Here is a 21,556-nt window from a genome sequence, read left to right on the forward strand (position 1 = left end):
ATGAAAAAAGGGATCAAGAGAGGCAGCAAATGAACGGCAACGAAATCATCACTGAGAAAGTTAATAGGGCTGCTATATTGAGATTTAATAGACCACTAGTCCACAACGCTCTGAACGCCGCTATGTTTAAACAACTCGAAAAGGCTCTAAATGAGGTTGAGAACGATTCAGGAATAAGAGTTGTAATTTTTACGGGCTCCGGGGACAAGTCGTTCATTGCCGGATCAGATATAAAGGAGCTTAGACAGCGGAATGCATTAACAGGAATAGAAGCTTCTATTGAGAGACAGAACATCCTCAACAGGATCGAAGGATTTCAAATCCCATCAATTGCTGCGATTAACGGTTATGCCTTCGGGTTTGGATTTGAACTGGCCCTATCATGCACACTAAGACTGGCGTCGGAAAGAGCTTCTCTCGGACAGCTAGATATAAACCTTGGTATAATTCCCGGAGCAGGCGCCACACAGAGACTCCCCAGATTGATAGGAAAAGCGAAAGCCTCCGAGTTGATACTTATGGGGCGAATCATTGCAGCGGAAGATGCGTTTCGAATAGGGCTGGTTAATAAGGTCGTTCATCATGAGATGTTGATGGATGAGAGCCTTCTATGGGCGGAAGAGCTGGCGGAGAAGAGTCCTGTCGCTATGAAATACGCCTTAACAGCTATAAACCAGGGGATGGGGGCAGATTTGGCAACAGGTTTGAAAATTGAAAACCAATGTCTCGGCGCTTGCTACGCTTCCCCTGACAGTCAGGAAGGGCTGAAAGCTTTTTTGGAAAAGAGGAAACCCAAATTTGGAGAGGATTGAAATTCAGGAAGTAGTTTCAAAAATTTGTCAATTTTCAGTGTCAATGTGACATAATTGAGGCAACAGCTTGACTTGGACGTGGTTATAATCGTAGTATAAATAAAATTTATATTTGGAGGTTGATTTTTGTTTAATGAAAAAGGCTATATTGTGGAGCATGAGGGAAGCGGCAATTATCTGAAGACCTCGGCGGCCACATTTGACTGCATAAAAAAGCTGCTTAGAAATCCGAAGCTGGATGGGAAAGTCTCTATTGTTCGCAAGCGGGACAACTTCGAGGTCTATGTCGGGCCGGTTGACAGGGCCCGGTCGCATTTTGGTATTTAACTGCACACTGGTCGGCCCTCACACCTCAAATTTCAATTTCTCTATGCGTTTGAAATGATAGCCGTAACCCTCCTTCTGCCATGAATTATTTCATTTATTCGACGGGGAGGAACTCCAAGGTCTCTGCCGAGCCGATTTTGAGAGATACCCATAGGCTTCATAAATTGTCATATCTTCATGTCCCTCATTTGTGGTTTTGCGCGTGAGCGGTATCCTTTTTTGCTGACTTTTGGAGTTTTTGTTTGCCCAAAGAAAGAATTTAAGGCTATGTTATGGTATCAGATTGGTGGAATGAAATAGGCAGTTTCCTCGTGTAATTACTGGACCTTAAGAAAGGGGCGCCATCCCAAAACCTCTCTAGGATCCTGTTGACAAACCGTCCCCACTAAAAGGGCTCTGAATGAAAATCAGAAACCCAAGGTACTCTGTTTCCTGTTCGATTCGTCCGAAAACCACTATATTCATGTTAACGAGGGCGCCATAGGTTTTCACAATGGGAACCCTAGTGTCGACGGTTCGAGTCAGTCCCGCGGCGCCACCCATTAAAAGCAATGGCTCATTGACTCAATTTTCGTCACATAACTACAACACTGTGACAAGTTGTTGGAAGGAGTATGATATTTATGAAGACCAAATTACTGGTAATTGGCGGAGTAGCGGGAGGCGCTACCGCAGCCGCCAGGGCGAGAAGATTAAACGAACAGGCCGAAATTATACTTTTTGAGCGAGGAGAGCACATTTCTTTCGCAAACTGCGGATTGCCCTATTACATTGGTGGAGTAATCGAAGACCGGGCCAACCTGCTGGTAACTACCAGCAAGGCATTCATGAAGCGCTACAATGTTGATGTGCGTATCAACTCCGAAGTCCTGGCGATAGATCGGAATAAGAAAACGATCTTGATTAGAGATCTCAACTCCAACGAACAGTACACAGAGTCTTATGACAAGATGATCCTTGCTCCGGGGGCTGAACCAATTAGGCCACCCATTCCTGGTATAGATTTGGATGGTGTGTTTCACCTCCGGGATATTCCGGATTCGGATCGAATAAAGAGCATGATCGATTCTAGAAGGCCAAAGTCGGCCTTAGTTATTGGAGGCGGGTTCATTGGACTTGAAATGGCTGAAAATATCGCCATTAGAGGTGCCAACACTACAATTGTAGAAATGGGATCACAGGTGATGGCGCCTCTCGACCCAGAAATGGCCGCGATTGTTCACGCTCATTTGAAGGAACAGGGCGTCAGTCTTGCGCTGGAGCAAAAAGTTGAAGCTATAAAACACGGAGACGCCGGACTCTTGGTGACAACCTCGAAAGGGATCGAATTTCAATGCGATCTGGTAATTTCCGCGATAGGAGTGGCGCCTGAAAATAAACTGGCTAAAGAAGCAGGGCTCGAATTAGGGGCGCGAGGCCATATTCGCGTCGACGCCGGCATGACCACATCAGACCCGAATATTTACGCGGTTGGAGACGCAGTTGAGATAAGAGACTTTGTCACCGGCTTCCCGACGTCTGTGGCTCTGGCAGGGCCTGCGAATAAACAGGGAAGAATTGCTGCGGACAATACTATGGGACGACGATCACTATATACCGGCTCTTTGGGCGCATCGATCGTCAAAGTTTTCAATCTGGCCATCGCTGGGACAGGGGCAAGTGAAAAAACACTGGTGAAGAACGGGATCCCCTTCCAGGTAAGCTACACTCACTCAGGGTCGCACGCCTCATATTATCCAGGCTCATCACCAATGGCGATTAAACTAATTTTCTGTCCGAACGCGGGCAGAATTCTTGGAGCCCAAATAGTCGGGACAGACGGTGTGGACAAACGTATAGATATCATATCTACTGCTATTCACGGAGGTATGACCGTCATGGACCTCGAAGAACTTGAACTGGCGTACGCTCCACCATATTCATCCGCAAAAGATCCAATTAACATAGCTGGTTTCGTAGCTTCAAATATCCTAAAAGGGGACATGGAGATTACTCACTGGCATGAATATGCAGGATTGCTACTGAGTGGAGCTATATTATTGGATTTGCGCTCCAAAGATGAAATTGAAACGGCAGGCGCTATACCCGGTTCCCTGCATATACCAATTAATGAATTGCGAGGAGCGCTTGCTCAACTCGACCGAGACAAACAATACATCCCATATTGCGCCGTCGGTATGAGAGGCTATCTCGCCCATCGAATACTTGTCCAAAACGGCTTTGAATCAAGAAACCTCAGTGGTGGCTACCGAACCTTTATCGGGGCTGAGGAGGAAATCATGAGGGAGTCTCCGGACATGAAACTCTGGTTAAGCGAATAGACCGAAAAAACCGGTTCTGAAAGAAAATTGATCTCAACCGCGTTAAAGCGCTGGAACTTGGAACTTCAGGGGCTGAGTGACCTTGAAAACGTGTAAAATGTTTATTGAGTTGACTTCGCATCGCTCAATACGCATGTCCAGTTTGAATGCTTTGGGAATAGGCTTCGAGGAGGATTAGATGGCAAAAGTATTTTTAGCTGGGGTGAAAAGAGAATCCGCTGATGGATCAGTAGAGGAAGCGGTGCGAGCTTCGGTAGAAGCGGGTACAGATTTCTCTTGGCTTTCCAGGGGAGACTCCGTGTTTATTAAGCCGGCTCTCAACTCTGGATATTCTTATCCGTCCACCTCTAGTCCGCGGGGAATTGCGGCGATGGTTAAACTCCTCAAGGATAGGGGAGCTGGGCGGGTGGTAGTGGGTGACATGTCCGGCATAGAGCATATTAAACTTTCTCCTGGTGGTGTATCCGGCAGCACACGTAAGTTGATGGAGAAATCTGGAATTGCGGATGCCGCGTTAAGAGCTGGAGCTGAGCTACATTTTTTCGAGGAGGCCGGCTGGAACGCGTTCTACGAAGATTTACCAGTCACGGGGTCACACTGGAAAAAGGGGTTGATGTTGCCCGTTATCCTCCGTGAAATGGATCACATTATCCTGATGCCACGATGTGGGCGCCATGCGCTTGCCGGCAGTACCCTGGGATTAAAAGCGGCAGTGGGTTACTGGCGCACTGACACTCGTTTGGAGTACCATAAGGACGCTACCAGCTTTTATGAAAAAGCCGCCGAAGGGAACACCGTAGGCACACTATTGAAGAAACAGCGACTTGTCGTCACTGTCGCGGATAAAGTCCTTACGACATACGGACCGGACAAGGGATACGTCGTCGAGCCAGTTACAGGTTTGGTAATAACGTCCGATTCTGTAGTCGCTCACGATATGGTTTCATTGGCCTGGCTAATGTTGAACAGGCTTGAAACACCTTCATCACAATTGAATTGGTTCAATGACCCAAACCTTTTTCAGCCTGTAGTGAATTTAGCGAACCGATGGATTGTCAGCATGCTAGGCACAGTCATCCATGCCATCACCGCCGAAAGTCTGCAGAGGAATGAAGTCAAGAGTATTTGGGATGACAGAACGCTGAATCGGGCCTACCAGGTTTTTGGAGGGAGGCCCGACGTTGATCTTGAGTATGCAAATGACTTCATACCTTTGCAGTTGAAACAGCAATTAGCCCAAATGACGACTTTCGGTAATTAAACAAGGAGCGACCATGAAAAAGGAACCATCTGTTTCACTGGAAGGCTTGATAGCAAAGGTCAAATCTCATCCCAATATTTCCAAGGCGGGTATGATACTGTGTCACAACGGGATTGTCCGGGATTATTCTCGCGTGGGCGGAAAGGAAGTTCGGGCGCTCAGCGTTAAAGTAGATCGGGCGGCGATAGAACAGGTAAAATCATGGGCTATATCCAAACCGGGTATAGTAGCAGTGGAAATTGCGGCTCTTGAAGGCGATTTCAGTGTGGGTGACGATCTCCTCTATGTTGTCCTTGCTGGAGACTTGAGGGAAAATGTCTTTGCGGTGATGAAGGAACTAATTGATAAAATCAAGACGGAATGTGTTAGTAAGAAGGAGATTATGAGTAAATCCTGACAGCTTGAACATCAATATCCTCTTATCAATGGATTCCGTAAGGTCCGGCATGCCTTTTTCGCATGGTAACAATCTGTGGGGTCACCCCAAAGGGCTCTTCATATTGTTTCTGACTGAGATGTGGGAACGGTTTTCCTACTACGGCATGAGATCGTTGCTTGTTTATTACATGATCAAGCAACTCATGTTCAATCAGGGACTAGCATCCCATATATACGGTCTTTACACCGGGTTTGTGTATCTATCTCCCTGCCTTGGGGGATTTATTGCAGACCGCATACTCGGTCGCCGTAAAGCCGTTATTCTTGGCGCAGGACTGATGGCTGTCGGGCACTTCATGATGGCGTCTGAGTCTTTGTTCTTCGTAGCCCTTTTTTTTCTGATAATGGGCAACGGTTTTTTCAAGCCTAATATCTCAAGTCAGGTTGGTGATCTCTACGATCCTTTGGATAAGCGTCGTGACAGAGCCTTCAGTATATTCTACGTAGGCGTCAATATCGGGGCCTTTTTTTCACCCTTGGTCTGCGGTTCTTTGGGTGAACTTTACGGCTGGCATTATGGGTTCAATGCTGCAGGAGTAGGCATGCTAATAGGTTTGTCCATTTATCTTGCCGGACAAAAATGGCTAAGGCCACAAAACGCTCTTTCAGGAAAAGTCGCTCGGAGCATGGCAATGCCACAAATGTCCAGGAAGGAAAAGGGAGACCTTTCATTACTGATAGCCGTGGGATTGGTGAGCGTCGCATTCTGGGCGGCCTATGAACAGCAGGGCAACACTCTTGCCCTCTGGGCTGACGCATATACTGATCGTTATATATTCGGTTGGGAATTTCCGGCGTCCTGGTTTCAGTCTTTGAATCCGGCTTTGATATTTTTCCTTACCCCGGTCATCACAACCTTGTGGTCGTGGCAATCCAGGAACAACAAGGAACCATCAGCGATATTTAAAATGGGTATCGGATGCTTTCTGCTAGGGCTTGCATTCGTAGTCATGATTCCGGCCGCAGGCCTATACATAACCGAGGGAAGGCCCGTAGGGGTGTCATGGCTCATAGGTTTTAGCCTGCTGGCAACCATTGGTGAATTGTACTTGTCTCCCGTCGGACTTTCGCTAGTGACAAAACTTTCGCCGACACGCATAGTTTCCATGATGATGGGTGTATGGTTCCTGTCCTCTTTCGCCGGCAACTACACGGCAGGGTTTCTAGGCCAGTACTGGGAAGAAATGCAAAAGGAAATGTTTTTCCTTATGATAGCCTTAATCGCATTCGCAGCAGGCGTGGCTATGTTATTTATTTCCAGGCGCTTTAAGAGTGATATTGGATGAGCCCTTCGGGGCTTAGTCCAAGTCATCTCTCAGGTAGCTCCTAGGGGTACTCAAATCTATCCCTGCTGAAATGTCTTTGGGTTTATGAAACGTTTGACGCAACATCGAAAGGTGTGAGATCCACATGAGAAAAATAGGAGTATGGATCGTCGGAGCATTGGGCTCCATCTCCGTCACCGTAATTGTCGGGGCTCTTGCCGCTCGAAAAGGGATGCTTGACAACAGTGGCATGGTGACTGCCACCACGGATTTTGATGGATTAGACCTTGTTCCCGTGGAAGCCCTCGAATTTGGAGGATGTGATGTTCGTCCGGGCTCTCTTGTTGATTCCGCGGTTCAATTGCGCAGGGAGGCAGGAGGCATTGATCCCGGAATCATACAATCCCTTGAAAAGGATCTTGAGTCGATAGAACAACATATATCATCGGGGACCATATTGAACTCCGGGGAAGCGATAGGCCGCCTCGCACCGGCCCATGCGGCGACTGGCATGTCTGTGCGGGAAGAAATTGATCAGATTGTAAAACGGCTCAATGAATTCAAGCTGTCAAATCAATTTCAGGATGTGGTCGTAGTGAATCTTGCCTCGACGGAACCGCCTCTCGAACTTAAAGATTGCCATGAGAAGATTTCCACTTTTGAAGATTGCATTGATCGTAATAACCGGGGAGTTTTAAGAGCCAGTACAATCTACAGCTACGCCGCAATCAAGGCTCATTGTCCATACGTAAACTTCACGCCGTCAAACGGCGCGCTTTTCCCGGCAATTGTCGAACTGGCCGAACGAAATGGTGTCCCTGTCATGGGGAACGACGGCAAGACCGGCGAAACGCTGGTAAAGTCGGCCTTGGCGCCTATGTTTAAATGCCGAAACCTTGAAATACTGGGTTGGGAAGGTTTTAACATTCTCGGAAACATGGATGGGAAAATACTGGATCATCCGGAAAACAAGCAATCCAAGATCAATAGTAAAGACGCCGTGCTTTCAAAGATTCTGGGTTACAGCCCCCATTCGCAAGTACACATAAACTACACTCCGTCCTTGGCCGACCAGAAAACCGCCTGGGATTTTATTCATTTCAAAGGATTTCTAGGGGCTAAAATGTCCCTTCAGTTTATATGGCAAGGATATGATTCGTTACTGGCCGCGCCCCTGGTTCTTGATCTTGTCCGCCTCATGGAGTTGGCCCATCGCAGAGGTGAGGCCGGTCCTGCCCCCCATCTAGCGTCCTTCTTCAAGGATCCTCTTGGATCGAGTGAACATGGATTTAACAATCAATATCAGATGCTTATGGATTATTGTCAAAAAGCCGGTCAATCGAGTAAAGACGCATGATTTGAGGCAATGTGAAGTTTTCATTCAGTACAAATGGATTTGTTCGATACTCAGTTTGTGACGCTGTGGAACGTATTGCGGAAATCGGTTACGAGGGAGTGGAACTACTCGCCGACGCTCCACATCTATATGCCGACTCGCTTTCAATTTCTGATCTGGAAAAACTCAGGGAGACTATTGATAAAACAGGATTGAAGATAGTCAACATAAACGCTAATACGGCAATGGGCTGGTACGGCAGAGAATTCTGGGAACCTCTATTTGAGCCATCTCTTGCTAATCCAGACAGAGGTCTAAGGCGCTGGAGACTAGAATATTCCACGAAATGTGTCGATCTGGCGCATTACTTCGGTTCTCCCTGCGTGAGCGTGACTTCGGGGAAATTAGTTCCTGGTCTGGCGCCTGAAAAATCATTCAATTTTTTGAGGGAATCGCTGGAACAACTTGTTTCTTACGCTGAAGAGCGATCCATTTGCATAGGTATTGAATACGAACCAGGACTTTTAATTGAACGCTTCGAAGAGTTGGTCACCATGATGGATGTAATTGGCGCTTCCAGCCTGGGAGCCAACCTTGACTTAGGTCACAGTCACGTCCTTGGAGAGGATCCCAGACGTGTCATTGAAGGTTTAGGCTCGAAGATCCTGCATGTCCACGTCGAAGACATCCGATCCAGGAAGCACTACCACCTGGTTCCAGGAATGGGAGACATGAATTTTTCCAGGCTGTTTGGACTCCTGGAGGACAATGGCTACAACGGCTTTGCCACAGTAGAACTATACACCTACCCGAACAAACCGGAAGAAGCTGCGAGGCAGGCGCTCGAATTTTTAAGGAACGCTTCGAGTTCAGCGAATGTTGAAAGGTGAGAAGATATGAAGTTCGCTTTCAGTTCCAATGCGTTTTTGCGCTATGATTTAATGGATACCATCAGGATTATTTCGGCCTTGGGTTACAAAGGAATCGAGATCATGGCCGATACCCCCCACGCTTTTCCAGCGCATTTAAATATCGGGTCTATTGAGACTATTCGGGAGACTCTGAAAAATAATCAATTGTCGGTATCCAACATAAACGCCTTTATGCATCATGCTGATGGAGACACTTATCATCCGTCCTGGATCGAAAAAGACCCCGCGCTGAGGTCCAAGCGCATCGATTATACTCTCCGTTGCATTGATCTTGCCAGGCTACTCGGGGCTCCGTCCATATCCACCGAGCCAGGTGGGCCCCTGGATGGCATGAGTCGTGAGGAGGGGCTTAGGCTTTATAGGGAAGGGCTCATGGCTGTTGAAGGAAGGGCCAGAGAAACAGGAATCCGAATCCTTATAGAGCCGGAACCTGGGCTGTTAATAGAGAACAGCGTTCAGTTCCTCGATTTTGTCAAGGACCTTGATCCAAATGTTTTTGGTATCAATTTTGATGTGGGACATTTTTACTGTGTGCATGAAGATCCTTCAGGACTCATTCGAAGCATGAAAAGTTATATTCATCATTTCCACCTTGAAGACATCGCCGCCACCAGAGAACATAATCACCTCATGCTTGGTCACGGAGCCATTGATTTGCAGGATACGCTAAAGACTATCAAAGAAATTGGCTATGAAGATTTTGTAACCGTAGAATTATATACCTATGAACATGCCGCTGAAGAAGCCGCGAGCGAGGCTATTAAATATCTGCAGAATTGGATAGACCGTTGAGAGGTCATTTATGGAAGGGAAGCGAGTGATCGCCTTTTTGTTAAGGTCTTGAACGCTCGATCATCCTTTGTTCCTCAAGAATGTCAAAGAGAGCGTAAATCCTTTTGGCCTTGTCGGATTTTTCGGTGAACTTACCGACAAATCGCTTGCCCCATTTGCAAACAAGACCTGTACTGAAAAAAGGCTTAATCTTGGGAGCGATATCTATCCTTTCTTCCACCTCGACTTTTTTATATCCCATTGATTCCTTGAACCGATTGAGACTTGGCGCGTCCCCAAATGCAGCGCGTATTCCATAAGACACATGGTCAATCTCCGGCCTGCGTATAACCTCCCGTGTCGAAACAAACATCAAGGCGTTCATGGCCTGATATTTCAGGAGTTCTTTGCGATTGAACAGGACGTCTCCGTAGAACCCACCGCGGTAAGTGTAATCCACTCGAAACGCCGCAAGTTCAGTTCCAACAAAGGCTCCCCAGCCTTCAAAGAGTGGATTCTCGGCAGACAGCTCAAGGTTTCGTTTCCACCAGTTTATGACCTGTGGATCTGAATATCTATGCTGCCGGAGGTATGTATCGGCGACCAGATCCATGCCGTGTTTAATGAGGTAGTTGATTTCAACTCTTTCAACGTGACAATGTCTCAATGATCTCCTGGTTTCCTTACGTTGATTTCCATGCAAGGAATCAAGATCATAGTTTTTGTCATCTACCAGATAAATGTAACTTGAAATGCCGCGATGATCTATTGTGGTAGGATATCGGAGAAACAGGCTGCCTCCCTTCCAGAGTGTTTCAAACTCCAGTTCCGATGGTTTTGAAGGTCCTTTCATTATGACAGGTTGATAGATTCTGAAGCCTATGGAATGCCACAAGCCGCTTTCCAATTGGATGACCTGACATCCCAGTTGAGTGAAGAAATCGGAAAGGTGCTTTTCTGCTAATGTACTGTCTTCACGCGTGCTAAAACCTGTGTGGTCCATCTTCACTCCAGACAGAGCCTAGTGTCAAATGGGGTCCACAAGTCTTGCTTAGACTTGTGACGCTATCCGCTCTTACAATGTGTAAGTAATATAGTTGTAACCGCTTAATTTGTTATTACATAGATGGGTTAAATTGTCTCATTGAAATAAAGGAAAAGTCAATAACATGTGTTTCTTCGGCAGAACAGAATTCGTGTAGAAACTTCGTTTAGAGAGATTGAAAAGAATTGACTGTCACGTGGTGGAGGTGGGAGTGTGTATCGCTTTACCTGTCAATCCCTTTTAAATAAAGGTTAAGCGCATAGCGCCTTCTTATTTCTAAGAGCCTTTTAAGGTCATGCTCAGGACCAAAGAGGGCAGCCGTCACTACAATGAGCGATTCGAGGAACCATATACCTTTTCATGGTTGTCTCCTTTCTGTTTACTCAAGATCATTCCTGACCTTATTACTAAAGTATGGGCAGGATGATCAGCTTGTCAAGGTGAGACATGTCCCCGGATGACTTGTGCGCCTGCCGGAATGGTTCAAGGATATGATTTCATTGGACATGCGAGCGGTCTGACTTTGAGAGGATAACCTGTCGCTGCTGAGCCGTCGGTTTACTGGGGAGGGCAGGATCCGGGCGAACCTGCTGTCCAATCCAGACGCAACAACGGACAAGTAAACTACTGTTTAATCAGGGTCGAAATTTTCACCCCTTGGGGTTGGTCACTTTACTATGTTTATCAGTTCAGCCAGTCGCAGCTCACCGTCCCTATCCTGTTCAAAACCAACGGCGCCCACGAGATAAGGTCCCTTTTGCGCCACGATAATTTTGCCCTGATAGGGATCTACACCAGTCAAAGCATCGGGACCAAATTGCGCAGAAATCCCATCAGTTATTTTCCCCTTCCTGGACAAATTCTCCCTGAAAACTCTCATTGCATCCATCGCTTCCTGAGAATTATCAAAAATAGACAGGAAGAGATGAAACTCCTGGTCCTCCGACACAGTCTTTGAGTCTGTTTGTTTCTCATCTTTCTCTGCATAGGACGCTTTGAAGCCTCTTTTTAAGAATTGATAACCGAGAAGCCCGTCGGGAAAGTATTCTATCGAACCGGGTTTAAGTCCGTTTTTTGGGAAATACTCAATTTCTTTAGGTGGGCCGGCATTGTCCGAAATTCGGGATTCTATCTCTATTGCTACCCGTTTCAAGGCTGAAGCGTTTGTATCTACGGCCTGGAGAACCACAAAATACCTGCCCTTGTAGAAAATAGCGTGGTGGTCCCCTAGCGAGGAATCCAGTCCGATGCCGGCGGCGCTTCCCTCCTGACGGAACCTTGAGAAAACACCAAAAGCCTGGAGTGGATTTCCCATGTCATAAATGTCCACGTCTATTCTGTCATCAGAGGAATTCTCGTTCTGATAAATTGCAAAGATGGACTTTTCAAATCCGTAATGGATAAAAAGATCAGCCTGACCATCAATATGCTCAAACAAAGTCTCCCTAGAATACGTTTCCAGGGGGGCTTTCAGAATCCATCCGCTGGGGGCGACTTTGGGAACGAGCGATTCTATCGGAGTCTTTTCAGATAAGACGTCCTGAGAAGCGAACAACACCATGAGAAAACAGAGAATAATCATACCTTCACGCCTCATCACAGACCGCTCTCCTCTCCGCGTTAGATTCTCACGAAAACATTTGACGCAATGAATTTAATTGTGCGTGAATATCGAGACCTCTTCTGCAAATTACGGCGCAGGATGAACATTCCGAACACTGGTTAATTTTCTGTAAAGCGTCTCCGGCCCGCAATACTTCTGTGGCCAGTTTGTCGTTTTTATATCCATCGTGGTACATGACCGCTCTCAGGAAATCAGTGTGGGCCACGCCATGAGGACACTCTCCGATACAGCCACCACACATCGTGCAGATTCTTCCTTTAAGGTGGGACTGATACTGCTTCAGAGCGTCCAAATCCCTGTTCGCCAGGGCTGTTCCCATAACAGCGAAACATTCGTCGATTTGTTCTATCGTGGTAACACCCGGAATGGCTGCTGATACATTATGATCCATAATTACAAATTTGAGAGCCGCCTGATGGGGATTCAGTCCCCCCATATCCTTGGCCTTATAGCCCCCTGCCTGGGTTTTCATCGCCACGACGCCTATCCCTGATTTTGCGGCTGACGCCACTGCGTCCTTTAAGTCCTTTGAATGCGTAAAATTGTACGAAACCAGCGCAACGTCATGGACATGGGCTTTTGCCGCTTCATTCAAAAGGGACGCCATATTGGAGTGTGAAGAAAAGCCGGTAAAACGAGCCTTACCTTCTTTCTTTATCTTCTGGAGGAACTCAATGAGCGCTGGATCGGAAACTTCTTTAGGGGTTTTAAGTGAGTGAGCCAGAAGTACATCGACATGGTCGGTTTGGAGTCTTCGAAGGCTCGTCTCAAGAGACTCCCTGTTTTCCTTTTCTGTAGAATGGAACCGAATCTTTGTCTGTATAAGTACCTTGTCGCGTTTTCCACGAAATACCTTGCCGACCATTTCTTCGTTCTTGCCCGCCATGTAGGAATTAGCAGTGTCGTAAAAATTGACGCCAAGATCGAATGCGCGGCGCAACACTGCCGGATCGCTACAGTTCATGACTCCCATGCTAATTGCTGTCACCTTTAATCCGGTCTTTCCAAGAGTCCGGTACTCGGGCGTGACCGTCTTTTCTGTGTCTGCAAAGGCAGGATTGACGTTCCAGAAAGGAGCCGCCGCCAGTCCCAGAACCGCGGATGACGCTCCCTGTATAAATTTTCGCCGTCCAATCTTTCTTGAACTCATAACATCTCCCTCAAAGATAAGGTCCAGCATAGAGATTTCCACTCGTCCCGGTCAAACGCACCGTCCATAACAGTAGTTCCGATCATCAACAGACTCTCTAAATCTCTCTAGACAAGTAAACAGGACAAATTGTGAAATCGAATAAGACTTATTTTTTGGATAACACCTGGGACAGCGCAAGTCAATTGAGCTTTTCTGGTGGCGCCGGCGTTCAGTCTGTGTCCAATGTGGCGCAAATCTGGAGTGACACACGGTGGTTTAGGAAAGTTTTTACGGTCATTGAATATATACTTCCGGGTCAACAGAACCGGATCTACAGGAAAGTCATGTCAATGACTGGCGCCACGGCGCCACCAACTAACTCCAATACACGACCAAAGCACCGTATGGAGGAACATATCCGGGATAGATCAGAAGCCTAATGAGGATCATTCAAGAGGCTCTCTGGTCTCGAATTCGCCCTGTTCAAACCTGGTGAGGGCTTCACCCTTCCATGCTCCAGGAAACTCGTAAGCCGATTTTTGTTTGTTCCGTCTTTTATCCGGTTCGTCAAGATTCACTCGGTAAAGCCTTTCAATTTCATATTTTCGGCATTCATAAAAAGGGCCATACCAGTTTTCATTTTGCGGAAACCAAGTTTTCTGTAAAAGTCTTCTTTTCCGGGCATTGTATACAGAATAAAATTGCACGAGGGGAGACGCGAAACAATATTCTTGATAATGGTAGTCCCGATTCCTTCCTTTTGGAACTCCGGGATAATGGCAACGTCATAGATGGCTGCCTGATAAACCCCATCAGAAATAGCCCGACCGAATCCAATCAATCGACCTCCGTGGTACACGAAAATACTGGTATGACTGTTCTCGAATGCTTTTTTGTGAACGTGTGGTTCATAATAGGCCATTCCAACTGCTTTCAGGGTTTCGGAAATGATGTCCCAGTTGGAGTCGGGCAATTCATGTTTTATTTCAATTTTCAATGCAATCATCTCCATGGCAGACATATGATTTTTGCAAAATCTGTTGCGTGTTGGGGGTGGATTGGTTAACCATGATCGCCTGCCTTCTATAACCAATTTCACGGCATACTCCCGCAACCCCTTTGTGTATATGCTATTTCATCAAGTTGACGACGATTCTCCCTCTTTGCTTACCCTGCAACATGAGATCCAGGCTTTCGTCTAATTGATCCAGGGAAATTTCGGTGGCAATCATGTCGAGGCGCTCCAATTTCCATTCTTGAGAAAGCCTGCGCCAGATTTCGCGACGAACGTTTAGTGGGCAATTAACTGTTTCGACCCCGAGAAGACTGACTCCACGCAAGATGAATGGATAGACCGTAAGTGGTAAGTCTGGAGACGCCGCATTTCCACAGGAAGTAATGGTACCGCCATATTTCGTTGATCGTATAGCGGTCGAAAGTATGGCGCCGCCTACTGTATCGACAACACCTGCCCAGAGTGTTTTAAGAAGCGGTCTTCCGGACTTATCCATGGCGTCCTCGACACTCAACACCTCTCTCGCTCCGAGTTTTAGGAGATATTCCCGCTGATCTATCTTCCCGTTCAGAGCCACAACCTGGAACCCTGACTTCACCAGAATTGATACAGCGACGCTTCCAACTCCTCCGGGGGCGCCGGTGACGAGGATATCCCCCTGCTCCGGAGAGACTCCGTTTCCCGTGAGTTTATAAACAGAAAGCGCTGCGGCGAAGCCTGCTGTTCCATAGATCATACTATCCTTTAAGGACATATTTTCTGGTAACTTAACGACCCATTCCGCCGGCGCACGCACATATTCACCGAACCCTCCAGGTGTATCCATTCCGAGGTCATGGCCTGTGACTATGACTTTGTCTCCTGGCCGGAATGATTCAACCGAGCTATCCTCTACGATGCCCGCGGCGTCGACTCCAGGAGTATGCGGGTAATTCTTTGTAACGCCCTTGTTTCCGGAGGCTGAAAGAGCGTCTTTATAATTTACCGACGAATAATGCACTCTTATAAGCACTTCGTGGTGAGGCAAGTCATCAATAAATCTGGTAGTAATTTTCCTTGTGAAGATGTGATCAACGGATTCGTTGACAACCATAGCCCTGAATTGCTTTTTACCCATGTTTGTAATCCCTCCTTGGTTTCAGGCCTTGACTCAATATGTCACGGATTTACTCTCCCTGGATCTGAGGTTGAAAATCCCACTCATCTTTTCCGTTTATCACACGGACCTGAAGATGGCCCCTCCATTCTTCGTCATTTTGTTGCGGAAAATCTTCTCGAAAATGAGCGCCACGACTCTCCTTTCTTTTCAACGCCCCCCGTATGATTAAACCGGCAATTCTCGTTGCGGACCGGAGTTCAATTGTGCCCACACGGCCTTGACGTGAACATTCAATAGGCATACTGAGCGCAATTTCGCGTAATTCGTTTACGGTATCTGAGGCTCGAATCAGACTGTTCTTGTTTCTGATAATTCCAGCCTCTTCCCACATAGTCTTTCGGAGTCTTGTTTGAAGATCAGCTATGGACAATTTTGAGTCTTCTCTAACTGGACGCTCGGACATCTGTTCGAACGGGATCTTTTCATAAGAATCGCTGATTCCCTTTGCCCAATGCGCAGCGGAAACTCCCGCCCGCGCGCCGAAAACCAGAGTCTCGGTCAGGGCGTTCCCTCCCATACGATTTGCTCCATGAAGCCCTCCTGTTACCTCTCCAGCCGCAAAAAGACCTGGGACGGAAGTCGTGCAGGCGCCATTGATCTTCACTCCTCCCATAACGTGGTGACCTGCAGGAGCAACTTGCACCGGCTGGTGTTTCGCTCCATGCTGGTTTTCTAAAATGCGCTCCACTGAAGCTGAGAATGGGTCACTGCGCCACTGTTGATCAGACACGTCGCTAAGATCCAGATTCACCTTCTGTCCATTGCGATAAATTTCGGTAAAGATGGCCTGAGACAGGAGGTCTCTCGCCTTTTCCCCCGCAGGACGCTCCTGAATTCCATACTTGACAAGGATATCCTCGCCAAGGTCATTTACGAGTCGTCCCTGGTCAGCGAGCTTTGGAGGAATCACTAGGGGTGGGATCCCTGGCCCACATAGACACAGAGGATAGAACTGAGCGAATTCCATGTCCTGAAGGACTGCGCCGGCCTCAAGAGCCAGTCTTTGGCCGTCACCCAACATCCGTTTCGGATTGTCATGACGAAAATAGAGCGCTGACGCCCCACCAGTGGCCAAAATGATCGCTTTAGCCGAAAGAGTTTGCCATTCGCCGGAAGGTTGATCCAGAACCTTCACCATACCGGCGCCGTCTTTCATCACGAGATCAGTTACCATGAACTTACTTAAAAATTGAGTTCCCAGTTCTCGATTTCTATTTATTAGACATCTTATAATTTCTTCACCCTGGACCGGTGGATGCCCCTTGGCGAACAGGTATCCATTCCTGAATTCGGCTTCTATCCCCCACTTACGCAACTCATCCAATCTCTGAGGAGCGTCATTTACAAGGATTTCTACCAGTTCCGGTTGATTGATACCGCGACCGGCGAGGAGTGTGCGTTCGAGATGCGCTTTGATCGTAGCGGCATTAAAACCACCAGCCATTACGCCGGCGCTGAGCCAAGTGCAGGTCGACTTGCCCACAGGGCCCTTTGACACCACACAAACTCGTAGACCTGCTTCACGGGCTGATATAGCGGCTCGCAGACCTGCGGCGCCGCTCCCTAAAACCAATACATCGCAAGAAAATCTCTCCATATATATTGCTCCACCTGATAACTTCGGATTTTGAATCACTCGGTTGAATGAATTTCAGGCCACCTACGAGTTTCAGAGTGAACTCAAACGGACAGCTAACGCCGAGGCAAATAGCCGTTCGCATCGTTTGTTAATTCCTTTAACAGCCATCTAATATTCCGTTGATTGTGGTATAAATACCACATAAATGCCATCCTGTAGCGGTATCGGTGACAGAAGTGAGGCAGAGTGATGTTCGCAGCCAGGGAAATCTTTCAGGAGCGAGATGAGAAAGGACTGAGTGAAGCCTGTTTCCGATTGCTGGGGAAATCAGTCGAGCGATTCAATATTTGAAATTAGCAGAAGTGAAACGATGTCTGTGAATCCCACAATTAGTTTTGGTTAGCCTTTATGCTGGGTATGCGTAGTCCTATTTCCTTAAAAAGTTGAATGACAATATTCGCTGTCCCCAAAGGATCATAATATTGTCCAAGCTTTGGGGTCCAGTGTCTTCCATGAGCCAACCAATGGCGGTAATTGAGAGCGCCCCGAAAATCACCGATCAGAGATTTCGTCTTACCATCTTTGTCTCGCCAGACATCGAGAATATGTTTATCAAGTCGGACTTTTTTTAGTTTTTCTCGCATTCTTTTTTCAATATATCCTTGAAGTTCTTACTTGTCGTGTCCTTTTTACGACCACCTACCCGATTCAAAAAGTCAACGACAAGGACGGCTTCAGCGGCAGCTATAAGAAAAAGGCACGTACGGTGATCAATTTCATTTAATTCATAATTGATAAACTCATCTATGTCATCCAAGCTCATACCTAAGAATCTGGGCTCGGTTGATCCACGGCCGGTAAGTAAATTTTGCTTGATACTCTCCTTTCTCCGAACAAGGCTGTCCCTGGTAAGCTCATAGTGATCCCATACCTCTTCGAGGGAGACCTGTTCATAGGTGCGCCGCATCTCTGTTTATTCCATCACATCATCAAGAATGCTCTGGAATGACGACTGGTCAAAATCCAGAAGTCTAAGGTTCGGCGTTCGCTGAACAATGGACCATTTGTCACCACTGAGGATGATCGTCCTCATGCCTTTATGACCCTGTATATCGACTCTTCCTTGCGCCCCAACGATTAGCGTGCCTTTCGGAACGAAACTAATTCTTTGACCGCCGATGACAATGGTCAAAACCTTCACATTGTACTGACCGAGCGGAGGTTCATCTAGAGTTATTTCTGAGTCGACTAAACTTAGAATGGTTTCTTTCTCCAAGGATTCCAGCCAGTTCCTAACCTGTCCATATAAGTCATCGATACGTTTAAGCCATTTTTTCTTCCTGTCTTGCCAATCCATTGGAGTTAGAGCAGTCTCGTCTTGGGCGCTGTGTGCCTTTGACTTGAGAAAATCTGAGAGCCCCATTGTCTTAGCCATTAGTATCGACCCTCCATTTTCGCTTATATTGGTTGGGTACCCTGTGGTAAACTTTAGGGATTGTAGACGGTTGAACGCTATTCTGAGTTCGAACAGTCTCTCCATGTTACTCGTTTGTGTTGTTTGGATTATATCAGGTATTGCGCTCAATTAAAAACATCTGTTCCTTTTTGATTATATCAGGATGTTTGTTTGGGAACGTGATGGCGGTTGCTGGATCTCCGGGGTCGGTAATTGTAGAAATTGATGATTATCATTGAGGCTTATAATGGGACGAAATATTATACACCCTGGCGATCAATTCTGAAAAAAGCCATTTATGGACCAAATAAACGGTCTGACATTCTTTTTTCTCGCCAAATGGGTCTGATTCGTGTCAGAAAGAATGGCCTATACCTAGGTCTCTGCGTTACGGAAAGGAGGCATGGGACATACTTACTAAGCAGAGACATTCCAGCGCCGCTATTGAATTGAAGTCAAATGATGCTGTTGGTTATTTGCTCGCATTAACCGCTACCGCAATCTGGTCAGGCAACTTCATTGTCGCAAGAATTCTTTCCGGTTCTGTACCTCCCGTCACGCTGGCCTTTTTGCGTTGGGCGACGGCAGCGGTTGTGCTCTTGCCGTTTGCCATAAGACCCATTTGCCGTGATTTTAGGGTCATTCGCGCCCATTTGGGCTATATTTCCCTGACGGCGTTTCTGGGGGTCACAGTGTTTAATACACTCATTTACATTGCAGCTCATACCTCGAAGGCCGTAAACCTGTCGCTAATCGCTGTCTCATCACCTATATTCATAGCGTTGTTTGCCCGCTTGTTCCTAAAAGACCTTTTCACTCCTCGCAGAATTATCGGACTTATTGTGGCCACCTCTGGGGTTGTCCTCCTTGTCACAGAAGGTGAACTACACCGAGTCATGGGTCTCACCTTTTCGGAGGGCGATGTATGGATGATCCTGGCAGCGGCAATTTTCGGCGCCTATAGCATCCTCGCTCGCATTAAGCCCGTGGCCCTGAGTTCAATAGCCTTCTTATGTTCCACCTTTGTGCTTGGGCTGATATTTCTGGTTCCATGGGTAATATGGGAACTGCGAAACGTGGACACCATCAATCTCTCTTCAACCGCAATAGCATCCATCGTATATCTGGGTGTTGGCCCGTCATTGCTTGCTTTCCTATGTTGGAACAAAGCAATTATGGTTATTGGCCCAGTTCGTTCGGCGTTTGTATATTATTCACTTCCGGTTTTCAGTGGCGTTGAAGCCTTGGCGCTACTCGATGAGCCCGTTCGCTTTATCCATGTCCTCAGCGGTGTCCTCATTCTGCTTGGGGTCATTGTTGCTACCCGGGAGTAGACTACTGCTATCCTGTCGTTGCGCTGATCGTCATAATTGATGTTCCAAAAATATTTTTTCCAAAAGGAGGGGACTGGCACTCCAAAGAGGAACTCGAGTTGTCGGATATCAGCAATGGAATCACTAAACAAGAGTGATTAGTTTGTTTTGTGCCAACGTAAGAATATGGTATCAGAAACGAAATATTAAGTAGATGACGACGATTATAATTCCGACAATGATCCATCCAAGCCTGGAAACACCACCCGGTTGATCGGATTGGAATGGCTGATAAAGATCAAAGAGCGGCTTCTTTCTTTTTTCAGCGTCTTTCTTTTCCATGCGGCGTCTTTCTTCTTCGTCCATCATTGCGGCGATTATTATAGGATCTTCGTCCATTTCGAGTCCATTACTGTAAAATTGGTCATCCGACTAATGTTTTTTCGTGCGTCTGACAATAATTATGAAATCTGAAAAAAACAATACTCTCTTCTAATTTGGATTGATTTCCAGGAAATAGTTTTGCCTATTTCGAATATTGGGCTATCTGGGTCTGCCCATGAATCGAGGTTCGTTCAGTCAATAAAAAAACTCATAACGGAACGAGACTTGTTTATACTCTTACGGCTCGATCCGTGTAAAATTGACTTACGCGCAGCCTCGTTGCAACCAAACCAGAGGAAAAATGAGATGCAAAGAATCAGCCGAATGTGTCTATGTCTGTTTACGTTATTGTTTGCCGCGACGTCATGCGCCATGGCCGACTCTGAAGAGGGCTGGAAGTCTTTTAAAGGCGCGTGGTTTTCTGTTGAATATCCGTCCGGATTCCAGGTCAGGCCATCCTTAAAGAGCAGAACCTCAGTCAAAGGAGTTGATAGCGCTTTTTTCACTTCCCCCGACGGAGCTGTTGAATTTTATGTGTTCTCGCCTCAATGGAATGGTGAACCATCAGACATAGCCCTAAAGCCCGAAACCGAAGAATTGGTGTCTGAAAAGGTTGAGAACAAGCCTGACGAGAGACAAAAAATGGGCGCCAAGTTGTCGGTTCGCTGGTTTACCATTGCAGCCAGGGACAAGAGCTACACGAGGTCTTACGTTGACACGGAGAACAAACAATTAAACACACGGTATGTGATGGGTATCAAGTATCCCGACCAAAAGGTCTACAAAGACTTCAGGGATATTTACCTGAAATTCGTTAATTCGCTTCGGCAATTCGGTGATTGAATCGGCAAAGGAAACATTTACAATGAGCCGAAGTGTTATACACCCTGGCGAACATCTCGCCGAACAGATTGAAGAGCTTGGCATAAGCGCTGCGGAGCTTGCTCGGCAGCTCCATGTGCCGACAAACCGTGTGACTGAAATCCTGAAAGGTCGTCGCTCCATAACCGGCGACACAGCCTTGCGTCTCGGGCATTTCTTTGGAACAAGCCCGGAATTCTGGATGAACCTGCAAAAGATCTATGACCTGCGCCTTGCCGAAAGCAAAGCTGGGGAAACGATCAGGGAATTACCGACACTCGAAAAAATGCAACATTGTCGTCATTCGCAGTCCGAAGTCACGCTCTAAATAACCTTTGCGAGGTATAAAGTGAACTCATTAAAGAAGCTTAAAATGAAGAAGGTTGTCCTGTTTGAGTCCAAAGAGGATTTAAAAAAGGCGTTTTCTTCCCTGGAAGAGAAGACGGCCTCGTGTTTTAAGGACTTTGCTCAGTCTAAAAAAGAAGCTCTGGAGATGGCCCACCGAATTTATCTTGATTGAATTTC

26 protein-coding genes are annotated in these 21,556 nt (G+C 46.9%); 13 read left to right on the plus strand and 13 right to left on the minus strand.

What is annotated here, in order from left to right; translation table 11 throughout:
• Positions 1–29: 29 nt before the first annotated feature.
• The gene (locus tag WC647_17850; GenBank protein ID MFA6224167.1) at positions 30–812 is read left to right on the plus strand and encodes an enoyl-CoA hydratase-related protein; all 783 of its coding nucleotides are present in this window, start codon (positions 30–32) and stop codon (positions 810–812) included.
• Positions 813–938: 126 nt separating this feature from the next.
• Positions 939–1,139, plus strand: coding sequence for a hypothetical protein (locus tag WC647_17855; protein MFA6224168.1), 201 nt, complete (start codon positions 939–941; stop codon positions 1,137–1,139).
• Positions 1,140–1,180: 41 nt separating this feature from the next.
• Here WC647_17855 and WC647_17860 read toward each other — a convergent pair whose 3' ends face one another.
• Positions 1,181–1,300 (minus strand): helix-turn-helix domain-containing protein, encoded by a 120-nt coding sequence (locus tag WC647_17860; protein MFA6224169.1) that lies wholly within the window; start codon positions 1,298–1,300, stop codon positions 1,181–1,183.
• A gap of 196 nt (positions 1,301–1,496) precedes the next feature.
• A complete protein-coding gene (locus WC647_17865) occupies positions 1,497–1,682 on the minus strand; it encodes a hypothetical protein (GenBank protein MFA6224170.1) in 186 nt (61 codons plus the stop codon).
• Positions 1,683–1,762: 80 nt separating this feature from the next.
• Here WC647_17865 and WC647_17870 point away from each other — a divergent pair, with 80 nt between their 5' ends.
• The 7 genes from WC647_17870 (at position 1,763) to WC647_17900 (ending at position 9,484) form a co-directional block, all read left to right on the plus strand.
• Positions 1,763–3,460 carry an FAD-dependent oxidoreductase gene (locus WC647_17870; protein ID MFA6224171.1) on the plus strand — a complete coding sequence of 566 codons (1,698 nt, stop codon included), beginning with the start codon at positions 1,763–1,765 and terminating at the stop codon, positions 3,458–3,460.
• Between the two features lie 178 nt (positions 3,461–3,638).
• Positions 3,639–4,721 (plus strand): DUF362 domain-containing protein, encoded by a 1,083-nt coding sequence (locus WC647_17875; GenBank protein ID MFA6224172.1) that lies wholly within the window; start codon positions 3,639–3,641, stop codon positions 4,719–4,721.
• 13 nt (positions 4,722–4,734) lie between these two features.
• Positions 4,735–5,118, plus strand: coding sequence for a molybdenum cofactor biosynthesis protein MoaE (locus WC647_17880; GenBank protein ID MFA6224173.1), 384 nt, complete (start codon positions 4,735–4,737; stop codon positions 5,116–5,118).
• A 49-nt stretch (positions 5,119–5,167) separates the two neighbouring features.
• On the plus strand, positions 5,168–6,445 hold the full coding sequence (locus WC647_17885) for a peptide MFS transporter (GenBank protein MFA6224174.1): 1,278 nt from the start codon (positions 5,168–5,170) through the stop codon (positions 6,443–6,445).
• A 124-nt stretch (positions 6,446–6,569) separates the two neighbouring features.
• On the plus strand, positions 6,570–7,781 hold the full coding sequence (locus WC647_17890; protein ID MFA6224175.1) for an inositol-3-phosphate synthase: 1,212 nt from the start codon (positions 6,570–6,572) through the stop codon (positions 7,779–7,781).
• A gap of 11 nt (positions 7,782–7,792) precedes the next feature.
• A complete protein-coding gene (locus WC647_17895) occupies positions 7,793–8,650 on the plus strand; it encodes a sugar phosphate isomerase/epimerase family protein (protein MFA6224176.1) in 858 nt (285 codons plus the stop codon).
• Positions 8,651–8,656: 6 nt separating this feature from the next.
• Positions 8,657–9,484 carry a sugar phosphate isomerase/epimerase family protein gene (locus WC647_17900; GenBank protein ID MFA6224177.1) on the plus strand — a complete coding sequence of 276 codons (828 nt, stop codon included), beginning with the start codon at positions 8,657–8,659 and terminating at the stop codon, positions 9,482–9,484.
• A 40-nt stretch (positions 9,485–9,524) separates the two neighbouring features.
• Here the strand turns inward: WC647_17900 and WC647_17905 are convergent, their stop codons facing one another.
• The 10 genes from WC647_17905 to WC647_17950 form a co-directional block, all read right to left on the minus strand.
• Entirely contained in the window at positions 9,525–10,466 is a 942-nt protein-coding gene (locus tag WC647_17905) for a hypothetical protein (GenBank protein ID MFA6224178.1), read from the minus strand.
• A 709-nt stretch (positions 10,467–11,175) separates the two neighbouring features.
• Positions 11,176–12,105 carry a DUF6599 family protein gene (locus tag WC647_17910; GenBank protein ID MFA6224179.1) on the minus strand — a complete coding sequence of 310 codons (930 nt, stop codon included), beginning with the start codon at positions 12,103–12,105 and terminating at the stop codon, positions 11,176–11,178.
• Positions 12,106–12,136: 31 nt separating this feature from the next.
• Positions 12,137–13,282 carry an aldo/keto reductase gene (locus tag WC647_17915; GenBank protein ID MFA6224180.1) on the minus strand — a complete coding sequence of 382 codons (1,146 nt, stop codon included), beginning with the start codon at positions 13,280–13,282 and terminating at the stop codon, positions 12,137–12,139.
• A gap of 428 nt (positions 13,283–13,710) precedes the next feature.
• Positions 13,711–13,842 (minus strand): hypothetical protein, encoded by a 132-nt coding sequence (locus WC647_17920; protein MFA6224181.1) that lies wholly within the window; start codon positions 13,840–13,842, stop codon positions 13,711–13,713.
• The gene (locus WC647_17925; protein MFA6224182.1) at positions 13,839–14,261 is read right to left on the minus strand and encodes a GNAT family N-acetyltransferase; all 423 of its coding nucleotides are present in this window, start codon (positions 14,259–14,261) and stop codon (positions 13,839–13,841) included. Before WC647_17925 ends, WC647_17920 begins: the two co-directional genes overlap by 4 nt.
• Positions 14,262–14,394: 133 nt before the next feature.
• Positions 14,395–15,396: a YhdH/YhfP family quinone oxidoreductase gene (locus tag WC647_17930; GenBank protein MFA6224183.1), complete on the minus strand. Its 1,002-nt coding sequence runs from the start codon at positions 15,394–15,396 to the stop codon at positions 14,395–14,397.
• Between the two features lie 49 nt (positions 15,397–15,445).
• Positions 15,446–17,035 carry an FAD-dependent oxidoreductase gene (locus tag WC647_17935; protein ID MFA6224184.1) on the minus strand — a complete coding sequence of 530 codons (1,590 nt, stop codon included), beginning with the start codon at positions 17,033–17,035 and terminating at the stop codon, positions 15,446–15,448.
• A gap of 371 nt (positions 17,036–17,406) precedes the next feature.
• Complete coding sequence (locus WC647_17940) at positions 17,407–17,661, minus strand: hypothetical protein (protein MFA6224185.1); 255 nt, start codon at positions 17,659–17,661, stop codon at positions 17,407–17,409.
• Positions 17,646–17,984, minus strand: coding sequence for a hypothetical protein (locus WC647_17945; protein MFA6224186.1), 339 nt, complete (start codon positions 17,982–17,984; stop codon positions 17,646–17,648). Before WC647_17945 ends, WC647_17940 begins: the two co-directional genes overlap by 16 nt.
• Positions 17,985–17,990: 6 nt before the next feature.
• On the minus strand, positions 17,991–18,452 hold the full coding sequence (locus WC647_17950) for a hypothetical protein (GenBank protein ID MFA6224187.1): 462 nt from the start codon (positions 18,450–18,452) through the stop codon (positions 17,991–17,993).
• Positions 18,453–18,922: 470 nt separating this feature from the next.
• Between WC647_17950 and WC647_17955 the strand changes: the two genes are divergently transcribed.
• On the plus strand, positions 18,923–19,807 hold the full coding sequence (locus tag WC647_17955; GenBank protein ID MFA6224188.1) for a DMT family transporter: 885 nt from the start codon (positions 18,923–18,925) through the stop codon (positions 19,805–19,807).
• Positions 19,808–19,978: 171 nt separating this feature from the next.
• Here the strand turns inward: WC647_17955 and WC647_17960 are convergent, their stop codons facing one another.
• On the minus strand, positions 19,979–20,185 hold the full coding sequence (locus WC647_17960) for a hypothetical protein (protein MFA6224189.1): 207 nt from the start codon (positions 20,183–20,185) through the stop codon (positions 19,979–19,981).
• A gap of 291 nt (positions 20,186–20,476) precedes the next feature.
• Between WC647_17960 and WC647_17965 the strand changes: the two genes are divergently transcribed.
• Genes WC647_17965 through WC647_17975 form a run of 3 tightly spaced genes read left to right on the plus strand, consistent with a single transcriptional unit; the run spans position 20,477 to position 21,551 of the window.
• Positions 20,477–21,013, plus strand: coding sequence for a hypothetical protein (locus tag WC647_17965; protein MFA6224190.1), 537 nt, complete (start codon positions 20,477–20,479; stop codon positions 21,011–21,013).
• Positions 21,014–21,035: 22 nt separating this feature from the next.
• Positions 21,036–21,359, plus strand: coding sequence for a HigA family addiction module antitoxin (locus tag WC647_17970; protein MFA6224191.1), 324 nt, complete (start codon positions 21,036–21,038; stop codon positions 21,357–21,359).
• 45 nt (positions 21,360–21,404) lie between these two features.
• The gene (locus WC647_17975; GenBank protein ID MFA6224192.1) at positions 21,405–21,551 is read left to right on the plus strand and encodes a hypothetical protein; all 147 of its coding nucleotides are present in this window, start codon (positions 21,405–21,407) and stop codon (positions 21,549–21,551) included.
• Positions 21,552–21,556 lie beyond the last annotated feature (5 nt).

It is taken from the genome of Desulfomonilaceae bacterium (assembly GCA_041662605.1).
Taxonomy (GTDB): domain Bacteria; phylum Desulfobacterota; class Desulfomonilia; order Desulfomonilales; family Desulfomonilaceae; genus CAJBEZ01.

What these genes read in the sequence shown, in the direction of transcription:
- WC647_17850 (MFA6224167.1), top strand. Translation starts at nt 30, where the DNA reads ATGAACGGCAACGAAATCATCACTGAGAAAGTTAATAGGGCTGCTATA.
- WC647_17860 (MFA6224169.1), bottom strand. Translation starts at nt 1,300, where the DNA reads ATGAAGCCTATGGGTATCTCTCAAAATCGGCTCGGCAGAGACCTTGGA.
- WC647_17865 (MFA6224170.1), bottom strand. Translation starts at nt 1,682, where the DNA reads ATGGGTGGCGCCGCGGGACTGACTCGAACCGTCGACACTAGGGTTCCC.
- WC647_17870 (MFA6224171.1), top strand. Translation starts at nt 1,763, where the DNA reads ATGAAGACCAAATTACTGGTAATTGGCGGAGTAGCGGGAGGCGCTACC.
- WC647_17875 (MFA6224172.1), top strand. Translation starts at nt 3,639, where the DNA reads ATGGCAAAAGTATTTTTAGCTGGGGTGAAAAGAGAATCCGCTGATGGA.
- WC647_17880 (MFA6224173.1), top strand. Translation starts at nt 4,735, where the DNA reads ATGAAAAAGGAACCATCTGTTTCACTGGAAGGCTTGATAGCAAAGGTC.
- WC647_17885 (MFA6224174.1), top strand. Translation starts at nt 5,168, where the DNA reads ATGCCTTTTTCGCATGGTAACAATCTGTGGGGTCACCCCAAAGGGCTC.
- WC647_17890 (MFA6224175.1), top strand. Translation starts at nt 6,570, where the DNA reads ATGAGAAAAATAGGAGTATGGATCGTCGGAGCATTGGGCTCCATCTCC.
- WC647_17900 (MFA6224177.1), top strand. Translation starts at nt 8,657, where the DNA reads ATGAAGTTCGCTTTCAGTTCCAATGCGTTTTTGCGCTATGATTTAATG.
- WC647_17905 (MFA6224178.1), bottom strand. Translation starts at nt 10,466, where the DNA reads ATGGACCACACAGGTTTTAGCACGCGTGAAGACAGTACATTAGCAGAA.
- WC647_17910 (MFA6224179.1), bottom strand. Translation starts at nt 12,105, where the DNA reads ATGAGGCGTGAAGGTATGATTATTCTCTGTTTTCTCATGGTGTTGTTC.
- WC647_17915 (MFA6224180.1), bottom strand. Translation starts at nt 13,282, where the DNA reads ATGAGTTCAAGAAAGATTGGACGGCGAAAATTTATACAGGGAGCGTCA.
- WC647_17930 (MFA6224183.1), bottom strand. Translation starts at nt 15,396, where the DNA reads ATGGGTAAAAAGCAATTCAGGGCTATGGTTGTCAACGAATCCGTTGAT.
- WC647_17935 (MFA6224184.1), bottom strand. Translation starts at nt 17,035, where the DNA reads ATGGAGAGATTTTCTTGCGATGTATTGGTTTTAGGGAGCGGCGCCGCA.
- WC647_17940 (MFA6224185.1), bottom strand. Translation starts at nt 17,661, where the DNA reads ATGCGAGAAAAACTAAAAAAAGTCCGACTTGATAAACATATTCTCGAT.
- WC647_17945 (MFA6224186.1), bottom strand. Translation starts at nt 17,984, where the DNA reads ATGCGGCGCACCTATGAACAGGTCTCCCTCGAAGAGGTATGGGATCAC.
- WC647_17950 (MFA6224187.1), bottom strand. Translation starts at nt 18,452, where the DNA reads ATGGCTAAGACAATGGGGCTCTCAGATTTTCTCAAGTCAAAGGCACAC.
- WC647_17960 (MFA6224189.1), bottom strand. Translation starts at nt 20,185, where the DNA reads ATGGACGAAGATCCTATAATAATCGCCGCAATGATGGACGAAGAAGAA.
- WC647_17965 (MFA6224190.1), top strand. Translation starts at nt 20,477, where the DNA reads ATGCAAAGAATCAGCCGAATGTGTCTATGTCTGTTTACGTTATTGTTT.
- WC647_17970 (MFA6224191.1), top strand. Translation starts at nt 21,036, where the DNA reads ATGAGCCGAAGTGTTATACACCCTGGCGAACATCTCGCCGAACAGATT.
- WC647_17975 (MFA6224192.1), top strand. Translation starts at nt 21,405, where the DNA reads ATGAAGAAGGTTGTCCTGTTTGAGTCCAAAGAGGATTTAAAAAAGGCG.